This window comes from Massilia frigida, from assembly GCF_011682175.1.
Taxonomy (GTDB): Bacteria; Pseudomonadota; Gammaproteobacteria; order Burkholderiales; family Burkholderiaceae_D; genus Telluria_A; species Telluria_A frigida.
The window spans coordinates 36117-50311 of sequence record NZ_WHJG01000046.1; the positions used below are offsets into that span (position 1 = coordinate 36117).

Consider the following 14195-nt stretch of genomic DNA (forward strand, 5'->3'; position numbering starts at 1 on the left):
CCTTGCACCCGCTGAACCGTCGTTCCCGCGCAGGCGGCAACGACGGCTCAGCGGTCAGTGCCCACTGCTCGAAACAGCTTGTTTCAACCATCAAATAAAACCCCATCGCCCTTGCCGGCGCTTTTTTTTGTGGTAAAGTGGAAGCGATTCCAATTTTTCATCGAGCAACTTTAACACTGACCGATCTCCCTATGACCAACCAGAAAAACGACCCGCACCAGCCCCTCGCACGCGCCAGTTTCGGCGACGACTTCCTGTGGGGCTGTTCGACCTCGGCCTTCCAGATCGAAGGGGCGGGCAGCGCCGACGCTCGGGTGGCGTCGATCTGGGATACCTTCTGCGCCACCCCCGGCAAGATCCGCGACGGTTCCAACGGCGCCGTGGCCTGCGACCATTACCACCGCTGGCCGGAAGACTTCGACATCGGCCAGTCGCTCGGCCTGAACGCCTACCGCTTCTCGATCGCGTGGCCGCGCATCGCCGGCGGTCCCGGGGCCGCCCCCAATGGCGCGGGTCTCGACTTCTACGAGCGCCTGGTCGACGGCATGCTCGAACGCGGCCTGCAACCGTGGGCCACCCTGTACCACTGGGACTTGCCGCAATACCTGCAGGACCAGGGCGGCTGGGCCAGGCGCGACACCGTGGCCGCCTTTGTCGACTATGCGGACGTGGTCACGCGCCGCCTGGGCGACCGCGTGCGCCACTGGATCACCCACAACGAACCATGGTGCACCGCCATGCACGGCAATCTCGATGGCATGCACGCACCCGGCCTGCGCGACGCGCCGACCGCGCTGCAGGTATGCCACCACGTACTGCTCTCGCACGGCCTGGCCACCCCGGTGATCCGTGCCAATGTGCCGGATGCGCAGGTCGGCATCGCGCTCAGCCTGCACCCGATCCGCGCCGCCTCCGCCAGCGCAGCGGACCAGCAAGCCTTGCTGCGCCACGACGGTTTCCGCAACCGCTGGTTCCTCGACCCGCTGTACGGGCGCGGCTACCCGCAAGAGACGCTGGCGCTGCTGGGCGAGGCGGCGCCGCTGGTGCTGGAGGGCGACATGCAAGCCATCGCGGCGCCGACCGATTTCGTCGGCCTGAACTACTATTTCCCCGAGATCGTGCGCGACGCGCCCGCCGCCGGCTTCCTGCGCACCGAGGTGGTCTTGCCGCAAGACCGCGAGCGCACCGATTTCGGCTGGGAAGTCGCGCCCGATGGCCTGACCGAGCTGTTGCTGCGCATCGCCCGCGAATACCGGCCGGCCGAGGTGTACGTCACCGAAAACGGTTCCTCCTACGACGACCTGGTGCAGGCGGACGGCAGCGTCGACGACGAGGCGCGCCGCCACTACCTGGTGCGCCACCTGGCCGCCCTGCGCGCCGCCCAGGAGCAGGGCGTGCCGGTGAAGGGCTATTTCGCCTGGAGCTTGCTGGATAACTTCGAATGGTCGGAAGGCTACCTGCGCCGCTTCGGCATTGTCCACGTCGACTTCGGGACCCAGGCGCGCACCCTGAAAAGCAGCGGACGCTGGTACCGCGAGTTCCTGCACGGACGCAACGAACGCTGAGCATGCCTGAGTGCATGGTTTTTCGTGCAGTAGGCCGACACGAAAATGCGGCGGCGTCCTACGCGCGCGGGCGGCGGGCATCGTTAAGATAAGGGCACGACTTGTCAGGAGAAACCGTCATGTTTTCTTTGAATAAATTGAGCCCTTCCGTGACCGACATGATCCGCTTCGATCACTCGCACGTGCTGGTCAGCTTCCACCAGTACACTAGCGCCGCGCGCGCGGGCGTCAAGAAGGCGCTGGCCGAAACCATTTGCGACGCGCTGGAAATTCATGCGACACTGGAAGAGGAAGTGTTCTATCCGGTGCTGCGCCGCCTGGATGGGGCCGAGCCGGTGATCCAGAAGAGCGAGCCGGAACATGATGAGATGCGCCGCCTGATCGCGGAGCTGCGCGCCACCGGCCCGACCGACCGGCGCCACGACCAGCTGCTGCACGAACTGATGCGCAACGTGATGCACCACGTGGCCGATGAAGAAACGGTGCTGCTGCCCGAAGCCGAGCGCATGCTGGACAAGGACCGCTTGAACGAGCTGGGCGCGCAAATGACGCGGCGCCGGCTCGAATTGCTCAAGCCTAAAGTCGGCAAGATCGCCGCCAACACGGCGCTGGGGTTTTCCGGCAGCACCACGGCGCTCGTGGTCGGACTGGCCAGTGCGCTGGTCGCGGCGCGATTTGTAGCGAAAAAGGCGACGGCCTGAGGGAATGGTCCCGGCGTCGTCGTCAACCGGGGAACGCATGACGCCATTTGCCAACGCTGCCGTGCAGCGCACGTTCGACACCTATCCCGTCCCGGTGCGGGGCAAGCTGATGGCGTTGCGCGAACTGATCTTTGCGACGGCGGCCTCGACCGGCGGCGTCGGCCCGCTCGAAGAAACGCTCAAATGGGGCGAGCCGGCCTATCTCACCAGCCAGAGCAAGAGCGGCAGCACCATCCGCATCGCCTGGAAAAAAGCGGCGCCGTCGCGCTACGCCATGTACTTCAACTGCCAGACGACCCTGGTCGACACCTTCCGCAGCCTGTTTCCGCACGACTTTGTGTTTGAGGGCAAGCGCGCGCTGGTGTTCGACACAGCGGCCAGCGTGCCGGCCGATGCGCTGGCGTTCTGCATCGCCAGCGCGCTCACCTATCACCGCGCTTAGGCGCTCACGGCAGCAGCCGGTGCTTGCGCACGATGGCGCCGATCTGTTCGCGGTCGCGGGCCACGATCTGGTACAGTTTTTTGTAATGATCATTGCTCCAGTAAGCGAGCAGGCGGTCGTGTTCCGCCTTTCCCAGCACCCGTTCCACGCCGTCGAGCTCCAGGTAAATTACCAGCAAATGCTCCTGCGACGCGGCCAGGCTGTCGGCGCCGTCGGGATAGCCGACCGGCAGCGCAGGGTAGCGCTGCCTGATTTCCCGCAGCGCCTGGCGGGCCTGGCTGCGATGCCTGGATAGCTGCCAGTGCATCTGTTCGTGGATGAAGGTCGAGACCAGCGCGCCATCATCGTCGTAGTGGCGGGCGTGCAGGGTGAGTACCGGATGGCTGTGTGGAATCGTTTTTTCATCGATGATGATCCGCCCGGTGTGGATCCACGGGCGCAAATCGTAGGTGGCCGTGAGGCGGTCGAGCTGTGCCTTCGCGTCCTGCTCGTGTGCGCTGCCATGTTTGAGGGAAATATTCAGCCCGGCGGCGGCGGGCAGGGCCAGCGCGGCGACGCTCAGGAAGGCGAGAAGGCTGCGTACGGATGAAGTCGGCATAATGCTCCGCAAAAGTGGCTCCGGCCGCGTACCGGCAGGAAGACGCGCGACGGCGCGCCCTCGCATCCTGCCATACGCTTGTAAATTTGCAAAGCTTTTCTGCCGCTAGAACGCTTCCCGGGGATCGTCGCCAGCGCAGGCTGGCGCGGTCTGCCGGGCCGGGGCGCGCCGCACCGCCGGCAGCGCCTTGCGCGGCGGCGCCGGACGCACCGGTGGCGGCGGGGCCGGGCTGCGCACAACCGGGGCGGGTGATGCCGGCCTGGTCCACCAGGCGCGTGCCCAGCTCGACTTTTTCCACCGGGGTATTGATCAAGACCTTGAATTCCATGGCCGCGCCGGCCGGGCGCTGGGCCAGCTTGCGCACCGCGGACGCCACCGCCGCCGCAGGACCCGCGTGGCTCGCTTTGTCCGAGCTCATCTTGTGCGTCGTATATAATCGGATATAGCGCGATGTACGGCGCCCTTGATTCCCCGACCGGAGTTCTTGCATGAAACGATTAGCCAGCGCATGGCTCGCTTTGATGGTGACAGGCATGGTCCGCGCCGGGGACGTGCACGTGGCCGTGGCCGCCAATTTCAGCGCCCCGATGAAAGAGATCGGCGCCCGCTTCGAGCGTGAAACCGGGCACAAGGTGCTCGCCACCGCCGGCGCGACCGGCAAGTTCTACGCCCAGATCAAGAATGGCGCGCCGTTCGAGGTACTGCTCGCGGCCGATGACGAGACCCCGGCACGGCTGGGCAAGGAGGGCAGCGCGGTGGCCGATACCCGCTTCACCTATGCCATCGGCAAACTGGTGCTGTGGAGTGCGCAAGCCGGCCTGGTCGACCCGCAGGGACAGGTGCTCACCCAAGGCCGCTTCGCCCATCTGGCCATCGCCAACCCCACGTTGGCGCCGTACGGCGCGGCCGCGATGCAAACCCTGGACAAGCTCGGCTTGCGCGAACGCCTGGCGCCGCGCCTGGTGCAGGGCGACAGCATTGCCCAGGCCCATCAATTCCTCGTCTCCGGCGCCGCCACGCTCGGCTTTGTCGCCATGTCGCAAGTATTTAGCGGCGGCAAACTGCAGTCCGGCTCGGCCTGGGTTGTGCCGGCCGACATGTACGCGCCGCTGCGGCAAGATGCGGTGCTGCTGGAGCGGGGCAAGGGCAAGCCGGCCGCGCTCGCCTTCCTGCGCTATCTCAAGAGCGCACCGGCGCGCGAAGTGATCCGTTCTTATGGCTACGCGCTGTAGCGCCGCATGCTGAGCGCGGACGACTGGGGCGCGGTCTGGCTGACCCTGAAACTGGCCAGCACCGTGACCGTGCTGCTGCTGTTGCTGGGCACGCCAGTCGCCTGGTGGCTGGCGCGCACGCACTCGCGTGCCAGGAGCGTGATTGGCGCCATCGTTGCGCTGCCGCTGGTGCTGCCGCCGTCCGTGCTTGGCTTTTATCTGCTGGTCGCGATGGGGCCGAACGGCCCGCTCGGGCAACTGACCCAATGGCTCGGCCTGGGCTTGCTGCCGTTCACCTTTCCCGGACTCGTGATCGGCTCCCTGCTGTACTCGATGCCTTTCGTCATCCAGCCGCTGCAAAACGCCTTCGAAGCGATCGGTCCGCGTCCGCTGGAAGTGGCCGCCACCTTGCGCGCCAGCCCGCTCGACACCTTTTTTTCGGTGGTGCTGCCGCTGGCCCGGCCCGGCTTCATCACCGCCGCCACGCTCGGTTTCGCGCACACGGTCGGCGAATTCGGCGTCGTCATGATGATCGGCGGGAACATCCCACAGCAAACGCGGGTGGTATCGGTGCAAATTTACGGTCATGTGGAAGCGATTGCATATGCGCAGGCGCACTGGTTGTCCGGCGGCATGCTGGTGATCAGCTTTATCGCCTTGCTCTTGCTGTACCGCTTCAATCCATCGAGGAGGGCGCTGTGACGGCCGCCGCGGCGATCCGGATGCGCTTCGACATCCGCCGCAGCGGTTTCGCCATGCAGGTCCAGCTCGTGCTGCCGGGGCGTGGCGTGAGCGCGCTGTTCGGGCATTCCGGCTCCGGCAAGACCACCTTGCTGCGCGCGATTGCCGGGCTGGAGCGGCATGCGGGCGGCTACCTCGACGTCAACGGCCAGCTGTGGCAGGATGACGCGGCCGGCGTGTTCGTGCCCACGCACCAGCGCGCCATCGGCTACGTATTCCAGGAAGCGAGCTTGTTCGCCCATTTGTCGGTCCAGGGCAATCTTGATTTTGCCCGCCAGCGCGCGCGCGCCGCCGGCGGCGACCAAGTGATGGCGCACGCGGTGGCGCTGCTGGGCATCGGCCATTTGCTGGGGCGGCGTCCGGATGGCCTGTCCGGCGGCGAGCGCCAGCGCGTGGCGATCGCGCGCGCCATGCTCAGCGCCCCGCAACTGCTGCTGATGGATGAACCGCTGGCCTCGCTCGATGGGCGGCGCAAGGAGGAAGTGCTGCCCTACCTGGAGCGGGTGCAGGCCGAGCTGGCCATCCCCATGCTGTACGTGAGCCACTCGACCCGGGAAGTGGCGCGCCTGGCCGAGCACATCGTGCTGCTCGACGGCGGCCGGGTGGTCGCCAGCGGACCGGCCGCCGACACCCTGGTGCGGCCCGAGGTCGCGCGCGCCATGCTGGACGAGGCCGGAGCGCTGGTCGATGCCGTGGTCGAGACGGTTGACGCCGCCTACGGCCTGCTATGCCTGACAGCGGCGGGCGGCGCCATGCTCATCGCCCACGCCGCGCTGGCGCCCGGCACGCGGCTGCGGCTGCGGGTGTTGGCGCGCGACGTCAGCCTGACGCTGCAGGCGCAGGCGGGCAGTTCGATCCTCAACCAGCTGCGCGCGACGGTCGCCGAAATGACTCCAGGCAACGATCCAGCCCATGTTGTGGTGCGGCTCGACGCGGGCGGTACGCCACTGCTGGCGCGCATCACGCGGCGCTCGCGCGACCAGTTGGGGCTGGAAGTGGGCATGCCGGTGTGGGCCCAGGTCAAGGCGGTCGCGCTGCTGTCGGGCGCTTGAGGCATGAAGAACGACAAGAGCAGCGACAAGAACGGCGACAAGGCGGGGCGGGTGGAGGCGGGCATCGACGTCAAGCTGCGTCTGTCGCGTGGCGGCGAGATCGCCATGGGGCCGGGCAAGGCCGACCTGCTCGACGCGATCATGCGGACTGGCTCGATCAGTGCGGCGGCGCGGGCGATGGGCATGTCGTACCGGCGCGCGTGGCTGCTGGTGGACGTCATGAACCGCAGTTTTGGTGCAGCGCTGGTGCGCAGCGCGGCCGGCGGCAGCCAGGGCGGCGGCGCCAGCGTGACCGAGACCGGCATGCAAGTGCTGGCCCACTACCGCGCCATGCAAGCGGCCGCCAGCGCCGCCGCCGCCCCGCACGCCACCGCCCTCAGCAAACTCCTGCGCCCCAACGACTAATCCCACAACCGGGGTCTGACCTCTAATCCCACAACCGGGGTCTGACCTCTGATTAGAAATATTTCGAGCCAGACGTCTGACTCCGCTTGCGCCGCCACATGTCAGCTGGCAATTCACGCAGGCTCCCCCTATGGTGCCGGCGCTTCTTGTACCGTCCATCCACGTTGATGAAGTCACATTGTTGCGTGATTGCACGCAATTCCGCCCTTACATGCATAAATGTTTCGAATCAGAGGTCAGACCCCGGTTGTGCGGTGGTGCACGGTGGGTGGCTTCGGGACCACGTTTCGGCCGCAGACGCGATATAGTTGGCATTCATAGAATAAACAATACGACCGGTACCAATGACAGCATCTTTAACTCAGCAATTGCCTCCTTCCACCAGCGATGACCAGGATGACGATGCCCTCATCGCCGAACTGGGCTTCGATCATCAACAGGTGCGCCTGGTGAAGATGGAAGGCCGGGTGTTCCTGCAATTTTCCGGCGAGGTCGATGAAGGCGGCTTGAACGTGCCTTACCACCTGGTCCCGGCCCAGGGCGTGCTGGCCAAACCCGGCAAGTGGCGCAAGATGGACCAGGATGCCAGGCGCACCCTGCTGCGCGAGCGGGTCACCCCACGCGCCATCGATGAGCTGCACCAGAGCGTGCGCGTGTTCGTGCGCGATACCTCCGGCGAGTGCGAGGACCATAATCTCGATGCGGCCACCTTCCTCGGCCCGCTGTTCGAGGTCGATACCCCGGAGCCGGCCAGCTATCTGTTCGAGCGCATCGGGCAGCGCGTCGCCCACGCCGTCGAGCGCGCCCAGGAGGAGCGCCACGCCGAGCGTACCCGCGCCAGCATCAACCTGGCCGAGTATCCCGATTCCTTCGAGGTGGCGCGCCGCCTGCCGCGCAAGTTCATCGCCTTGCTCGGCCCGACCAATTCCGGCAAGACCCACCGCGCGATGGAAGCGCTGGCCAAGGCCAAAAGCGGGGTGTACCTGGCGCCGCTGCGCCTCTTGGCGCTGGAAAACTTCGAGCGCCTGCAAAGCGCGCGCCCGCACGGCAAGCCGCTGGCGGTCAGCCTGGTCACGGGCGAGGAGCGCCGCATCGCGGACGATGCCACCCACGTGGCCAGCACGGTCGAAATGCTCGATACCCGCACGCCGGTGGAGGTTGCCGTCATCGATGAAATCCAGATGCTGGCCGACCGCGACCGCGGCGCGGCCTGGACCGCGGCGGTGTGCGGCGCGCCAGCCTCGGTGGTCTACCTGGTCGGCGCACCGGAAGCGCGGCGCGCGATCGAAGCCCTGGCCGAACGCCTCGAATGCCCGCTGGAAGTACACCTGCTCAAGCGCATGGCGCCGCTGTCGATGGAGCCCAGCGCCGTGCGCAAGTTGCGCAACCTTAAACGCGGCGACGCGGTGATCTGCTTTTCGCGGCGCGAGGTGCTGATGTGGCGCGACATGATCACGGAAATGGGCTTGTCGGTAGCCACCGTGTACGGCAACCTGGCGCCCGAGGTGCGGCGCGCCCAGGCCGAGCGCTTCCGCGAGGGCAAGGCCGATATCGTGGTCGGCACCGATGCGCTGGCGATGGGCTTGAACATGCCGATCGAACGCATCGTGATGACCACCTCTGTCAAGTACAACGGTGTGGAAGAAGAGGAAATTTCTGCGTCGCTGGCGCGCCAGATCGCCGGCCGCGCCGGCCGCTACGGCGTGCACGAGGAGGGCAAGGTGGCCGGCTACGATGACGACACGCACGAGGTCATGCGCGCGCTGCTCAAGGAAAAGCTGGCGCCGCTCAACGCCACCGGCTTTTCGGTCGCGCCCTCGGTCGAGCATCTGCACCGCATCGCGGCGGTGACCGGCGAAACCTCGCTGGTGCGCCTGCTCAGGCGCTTCGTCCACAATATCGATGTGCCGGATGGTTTTTTCTATCCGCGCATTACCGAGGAGCAGTCCGAGCGCGCCGTCTGGCTCGATACCTTGCCGCTGTCGGTGGCCGAGAAATTCATGCTCTCGCTGGTGCCGGTGTCGACCAAGGTGCCGTCGCTGCAGCGCGCGTGGGAACTGTGGGCGCAGTCGCTGTCGAAGAAGAAAATCTGCAAGCTGCACGAGGACAGCGGCCAGCAAGCCTGGCAAAACCTGCAAGAGGTGGAAGATAGTTGCCGCCTGTATTCGGCGTATGCCTGGCTGGCTTACCGCGCCCCGGACTTCTTTCCCAGCGTTGCGCTGGCGCAGGAATTGGCGCGCAGCGCCTCGGAGCGGGTCGATGCGATCTTGCAATCGCAAAACGCGGCGGCCCGCAAGCGGCATGACAAAAAGTTCCGTTAGCAACAGATCAATATTTTTATTGAGCAAAGATTATCGGAATAGGGTATCGTTGCGTTATTGACACTTTTTCATATGGGAAACTTTGCCATGTTGTTAGGCTTTCCAGTATGTAACGACCCTCATGCTGCTTTTATTTCAACGCCTGTTCGGCAAGCGCGATCTGCTGATCCCGTATGTCGACTTCACCACCATTCCACCGAACCCGCATGCCAGCCCATTACTGTCGCGGATTTACCGCCTGCGCTACCAGGTGTATTGCCTGGAATGCCGTTTCCTCGATGCCGCCGCCTATCCGGACGGCATCGAATCGGATACCTGGGATGCCGATTCGGCCCATGTGGCCGCCAATTCGCTCGATGGGGACCTGATCGGCACCGTCCGGCTGGTACGCCCGCAGCCGGGCCAGGCGTTTCCGTTTGAAGCCCAATGCCCGGTGTACGAGGACGTGGTGCTGCCGCCGCGCGGGGAATCGGCCGAAGTGTCGCGTCTGATCGTGGAAAAAGCCTTCCGCCGCCGCAGTGGCGATGCGATGGAGGGCGTGTCGTCCGATGTCGTGAAGAACCGCCACAGCAGCGGGCGGCGCCGCTTTTCGCGGGGCAAGAGCGATCGCCGCAACAGTCCCTTGCTGCTGCTGGGAATGTACCGTGCGATGTACCGCTACAGCGTCGCCAACGGCATCCGCTACTGGTATGCCGCCATGGAGAGTTCGCTGGCGCGCTCGCTCGACCGGATGGGCATGCCGCTGTTGCCGATCGGCCCGGAGGGCGACTATTACGGGCCGGTCACGGTGCACATGGTCGACCTGCGCGACCTGGAGCAGCGCGTCGGCGCGGAAAATCCTTTCTTGCTGGCCTGGTTCAAGGGCGAGCCGATTCCGTTCCGGATGATGGCCAAAACCGTCGCCGGCGCCGCCTTGCGCGGCTTCCAGCCGCGCAAGTTAAGCCTCAAATGAGACAGTGCCCGGCTACTTGCTGATGTCGATCAGCTTGGTGACGTGGTTGCGGAAGCTGTGCACCACCATCCGCGGCGAGGCCGGCACGTCCATCCCGGCCAGCATGTCGTGCATCATCGACACGGCCAGGGCGGCCACGGTGAAGCTGCCGACCGCGATCTGCGAGGCCGGGCAGGGGCGGCCGTCTTCCATCACCGTCAGCGCCTTGCCCACCTGTTCCACGACTTGCGGGTCGAGGTGGGCGCCGATGCGGCCGATGATCTTGCCGAACACCGCCGCATAGCTGGCGTCGCCTTCGCCCTGGGCGCTTTGCACATCGTGCGCGATGATGGCCGGCAGCGAGTCCGGCGAGCCTGGCGGGAAGTACAGTACGCCGGCGCCAAAGCCGATCGACAGCGCCGTAAACACGGGCTTGGCACGCGCTTGCGCCGTGCTGTGCAGGCTGAGAATGGCTTCCAGGTCGAGAAAATCGATGGTGTCGAACACAATGTCGGCCTGGTCCACCAGGTCGAGCACATTGTGCTGGTCGAGATTGGCATGCACGGCGTCGACCCGGGCTTGCGGATTGATGCGCAGGATCTGCTTTTTCAAGGCCAGAACCTTGGCCACGCCGATATCGTCAACGTCGTAGAACTGGCGGTTCAGGTTATGCGCGTCGACCGTATCGCCGTCCACCAGCACGAAGGAGCAAAAACCCATGCGCGCGGCGGCGATGGCGGTGGAGGCGCCCAGCCCGCAACCGGCGATCAGCAGGCGGCTGCTGCGGATTTTTTCCTGGGTATCGCTGCCGACATAGCCAGCGTTGCGCGTTACAAATGTTTCGTAATCAAAGCCGACCGTCATGCTTACCTCGCTATGGGAATGGATTCGCAAGCATGGTAGTGCATCCTGACATGATTGTCATGTTCGCAATGATGGTGTAATGAACATCGTCTGCACGCGGCAGACGATGTTCAGGTCGAGTCCAGCGCCACCGCCACCGGGCGGGGCGCGGTCGACTGGCGCGGCCGCATCAGGCGGCTCCGCGTGCGAGTCGCTTAGTTGGAGCCGCGGCTGCCGGAACCGGAGCCGGAGCCCGATTTGGCGCCGCCCGATTTGCCGCCCGAGGACGAATCGTCGTCCGAGGAGCCGCTTTGCTTGTTGCCGCCGCGCGAGGTGCCGCTATCGGAATCGCTCTTGTTGCTGGCCGACGACCCACGCGAAGAACCGCTATCGGCATCGCTCTTGTTGCTGGCCGACGAGCCGCGCGACGAGCCGCTGTCCGAGTCGCTTTGCTTGTTGCCGCCGCCGCTATGGCTCAGCTTGCCTGCTTCGCGGGCTTCCTCGGACGTGAACTCATGGGCATTGCCGGAAGCATGGGCTGCGCGGCCGCCTTCGGCAGCGATTTCGCGCTGCTGCTCAGGATCCATCGAGGCAAAGCCACGGTTGCTGGTGTCGCTCTGGTTGTTGCCCTGGCCGCCCTTGCTGCCGCTTTGCGAGCCGCTGTCCGACTGGTTGTTACCTTTGCTGCTACCTTGATCGTTGCCGCCTTGCTTGTTGTTCGATGCCATGGTGATTTCTCCTAATGTTTTAATAAAGGAACTGCAAGAACTACCTTGTTTCCGCCGCCGGACTGGTGTGTTCGTCAGCGAGTAGAGACATCTTAGGTCAGCCTCCCTAGCCTTGGAGTAGGAGCACTCGCAACTGTCGTGTAGGACAAAAGTAAGCAGAGCCCGCCAGATTGGGCTGACCAAATTTGTCGTCGGAAAGCCCTCTGTACTCATGCAAACTTTGCCGCGAGCGCAGCGTGGCCGGTTCCACGTCAAGCTTCGTTTCCCTATAGCTTTTTATATTTACGTTGACGCCGCAAGGCGAAGTCAATACCATCGGTAGCACGGTGTGGGAACGTTTCCATGCCGAGTGATCCATCCTTTGTCTTTCCCCGGCAGCGCGGCATGGAACCGGGCCGCTTCTTATAACAACAGGAGACTTTCCATGGAATCTACCCTTCACAGGGACGTGAGAATGGCTTTACCGACACTGGCTGGCGCCCTAGCTGGTGCCTTGTTCAGTGCGGCGTGCGCTGCCCAGACAGCCTTGCCCGGCAAGCTCGAAGCGGAGAGCTACGCATCGATGCAGGGCGTGGCGACCGAGGCGACGTCGGACGCGGGCGGCGGCACCAACGTGGGCTGGATCGAGACCAACGACTGGATGAATTATTCCGTCAATCCGGCCACCAGCGGCTGGTACACGGTGCAGTACCGGGTGGCCTCGGCCGGCAGCAGCGGCCGGCTGGTACTCAGCCAGAACGCGAAGGACATCAGCGACACGGTGGGCGTGCCCAACACCGGCGGCTGGCAGACCTGGTCCACCATCAGTTCGCGCGTGTTCCTCAATGCCGGACCGCAGAACCTGGCCGTGTTCGCCAAGGGTGGTGGATTCAACCTGAACTGGATCAACTTCACTGCCGAGCACCCCTCCGTGGGCTTGCCGGCGATCCGCCAGAACGGACGCTACTGGGTCGACAGCAGCGGCAAGCGCGTCAACCTGCGCGGCGTGAACCTGGGTAACTGGCTGCAGATGGAATTCTGGATGCTCAACGACAGGATGGTCACCAACAGCGGGCCGGTCAACGACCAGTGCACGCTCGAAGGCACCCTGGCGGGCCGTTTCGGCAACCTTGAGAAGGAACGCCTGATGGACGCGTTCCGCGACAGCTGGATCACCACCCGCGACTTCGACCTGATGAAGGGCATGGGCATGAACGTGATCCGCGTGCCATTCTACTTCGGCGTGGTGGAGAACGAATACAGCCCCTACAACCTGCGCCCGAACGCCTGGAAGTATCTGGACTTCGCCATCAACGAAGCGGAAAAACGCGGCATGTATGTGATCCTCGACCTGCACGGCACTGTCGGCGGCCAGGCTGGGGAGAAGGAGCAGCACGATGGCTGCGTCGGCCCGGCGCAGCTATGGTCGAACGCCGGCTACCGCGACCGCACCAAGTGGCTGTGGGACAAGATCGCCGAGCGCTACAGGGGCCGCAATGCCGTGGCCGCGTACGACTTGCTGAACGAGCCGTGGGGAACGGATGCGGCCACCCTGGCCAATTACGCCTACGAACTGTTCAACGTGGTGCGGGCAAAAGACCCGCATCACATGATCCTGCTGCCCGGTCACAACAGCGGTATCGATGCCTATGGCAATCCGAACACGCGCGGCCTCAGCAATGTTGCGCTCGGCATGCATTTTTATCCTGGCTTGTGGGGCTGGAACGACGCGCCGGGCGCCGCCAACCAGGCCAATGTGCACGCCGCCTGGCTGCACTGCAATCTCAACGGCACGGGTGAGAGTTGCGACTGGAATGCCAAGCTGACCGGGCTGAACACGCCATTCCTGATTGGCGAATTCCAGCCCTGGACCATGCTGGGCAGCTACGGCGGACAAGTCACCCGCAGGACGTACGATGCCTACAATATGTACGGCTGGGCGGCGACCAACTGGGCCTACAAGACCGTGTCCACTGGCGGCTCGAATGGCGATACCAGTTGGTGGGGTTGGGGCATGGTGACCAACAGCAGCAATGGCGGCGGGCTGGGAAGCCTGAACGTCAGCACCGCATCGGCCGGCCAGATCGAAAACTACTTTCGCGGTTTTGCCACGCAGCCGCTGGTACGCAATGAAAGCATCGCGTACTGGATGAACTGGAAACCGGTGGTGGGTGAGCGCATCGAAGCGGAAATGTTCACCACGCACAGCGGCATGCGCATGGAAACGACGAGCGATACGGGCGGCGGATTCAATGTGAGCAATATCGATAACAACGACTGGATGAGCTATCCGGTCAATGTGCCCAGGGCTGGGTGGTACAAGCTGCAATTCCGGCTTGCCAGCATCTATAACGGTGGGCAATTTGTGTTGAGCAAGAACGCCAGCGACCTGGCGACGCTGACCGTGCCCAACACGGGTGGATGGCAGAACTGGCAGACGGTGACGGGGAGGGTGTATCTGGAAGCGGGGCAGCAGGACCTGACCATTTTCGCGCGCGTAGGCGGGTGGAACATGAACTGGTGGCAGCTGAACGCGGAGTAGGGTGGGGCGCGGGCCCCGCCCCCCCGGCGGCCCGCGGGGGGTGGGCCCCCCCCCCCCCCCCGGGGGCGGCCGGGGGGGGACCCCCCGGGCGGCGGGGCCCCCCCCCCCGGGCGGGGGGGGGGGGGGCCCCCCGGGG

At 64.9% G+C, this 14195-nt stretch carries 12 protein-coding genes and 1 pseudogene; 10 read left to right on the forward strand and 3 right to left on the reverse strand.

Annotated features, from left to right (window positions below):
• The first annotated feature begins 191 nt into the window (after positions 1-191).
• From F2P44_RS29310 to F2P44_RS29320, 3 genes are all read left to right on the forward strand, one after another.
• Positions 192-1565 carry a GH1 family beta-glucosidase gene (locus tag F2P44_RS29310; protein ID WP_167092648.1) on the forward strand — a complete coding sequence of 458 codons (1374 nt, stop codon included), beginning with the start codon at positions 192-194 and terminating at the stop codon, positions 1563-1565.
• 119 nt (positions 1566-1684) lie between these two features.
• Positions 1685-2266: a hemerythrin domain-containing protein gene (locus F2P44_RS29315; protein WP_229423818.1), complete on the forward strand. Its 582-nt coding sequence runs from the start codon at positions 1685-1687 to the stop codon at positions 2264-2266.
• A 37-nt stretch (positions 2267-2303) separates the two neighbouring features.
• Positions 2304-2708: a DUF1801 domain-containing protein gene (locus tag F2P44_RS29320; protein WP_167092651.1), complete on the forward strand. Its 405-nt coding sequence runs from the start codon at positions 2304-2306 to the stop codon at positions 2706-2708.
• 4 nt (positions 2709-2712) lie between these two features.
• Here F2P44_RS29320 and F2P44_RS29325 read toward each other — a convergent pair whose 3' ends face one another.
• Positions 2713-3306 (reverse strand): hypothetical protein, encoded by a 594-nt coding sequence (locus F2P44_RS29325; RefSeq protein WP_167092654.1) that lies wholly within the window; start codon positions 3304-3306, stop codon positions 2713-2715.
• A 488-nt stretch (positions 3307-3794) separates the two neighbouring features.
• On the opposite strand from F2P44_RS29325, the gene modA reads away from it, so the two are divergent.
• From modA to F2P44_RS29355, 6 genes are all read left to right on the forward strand, one after another.
• Positions 3795-4538 carry a molybdate ABC transporter substrate-binding protein gene (gene modA, locus F2P44_RS29330; protein ID WP_167092657.1) on the forward strand — a complete coding sequence of 248 codons (744 nt, stop codon included), beginning with the start codon at positions 3795-3797 and terminating at the stop codon, positions 4536-4538.
• Positions 4539-4544: 6 nt separating this feature from the next.
• The gene (gene modB / locus F2P44_RS29335) at positions 4545-5219 is read left to right on the forward strand and encodes a molybdate ABC transporter permease subunit (protein WP_167092660.1); all 675 of its coding nucleotides are present in this window, start codon (positions 4545-4547) and stop codon (positions 5217-5219) included.
• Between the two features lie 20 nt (positions 5220-5239).
• Positions 5240-6310 (forward strand): molybdenum ABC transporter ATP-binding protein, encoded by a 1071-nt coding sequence (modC, locus tag F2P44_RS29340; RefSeq protein WP_167092684.1) that lies wholly within the window; start codon positions 5240-5242, stop codon positions 6308-6310.
• Positions 6311-6313: 3 nt separating this feature from the next.
• Complete coding sequence (locus F2P44_RS29345; RefSeq protein ID WP_187363471.1) at positions 6314-6715, forward strand: winged helix-turn-helix domain-containing protein; 402 nt, start codon at positions 6314-6316, stop codon at positions 6713-6715.
• A gap of 344 nt (positions 6716-7059) precedes the next feature.
• Complete coding sequence (locus F2P44_RS29350) at positions 7060-9036, forward strand: helicase-related protein (protein WP_229423819.1); 1977 nt, start codon at positions 7060-7062, stop codon at positions 9034-9036.
• 121 nt (positions 9037-9157) lie between these two features.
• On the forward strand, positions 9158-9988 hold the full coding sequence (locus F2P44_RS29355) for a PEP-CTERM/exosortase system-associated acyltransferase (protein ID WP_167092663.1): 831 nt from the start codon (positions 9158-9160) through the stop codon (positions 9986-9988).
• Positions 9989-10000: 12 nt separating this feature from the next.
• Here the strand turns inward: F2P44_RS29355 and F2P44_RS29360 are convergent, their stop codons facing one another.
• Positions 10001-10831, reverse strand: a complete 831-nt coding sequence (locus F2P44_RS29360) for a HesA/MoeB/ThiF family protein (RefSeq protein WP_167092666.1) — start codon at positions 10829-10831, stop codon at positions 10001-10003.
• Positions 10832-11289: 458 nt separating this feature from the next.
• Positions 11290-11397: pseudogene (locus F2P44_RS36690) on the reverse strand (KGG domain-containing protein); the annotation flags it as partial.
• Positions 11398-11992: 595 nt separating this feature from the next.
• Here F2P44_RS36690 and F2P44_RS29370 point away from each other — a divergent pair.
• Positions 11993-14059 carry a carbohydrate-binding protein gene (locus tag F2P44_RS29370; protein ID WP_229423820.1) on the forward strand — a complete coding sequence of 689 codons (2067 nt, stop codon included), beginning with the start codon at positions 11993-11995 and terminating at the stop codon, positions 14057-14059.
• Positions 14060-14195 lie beyond the last annotated feature (136 nt).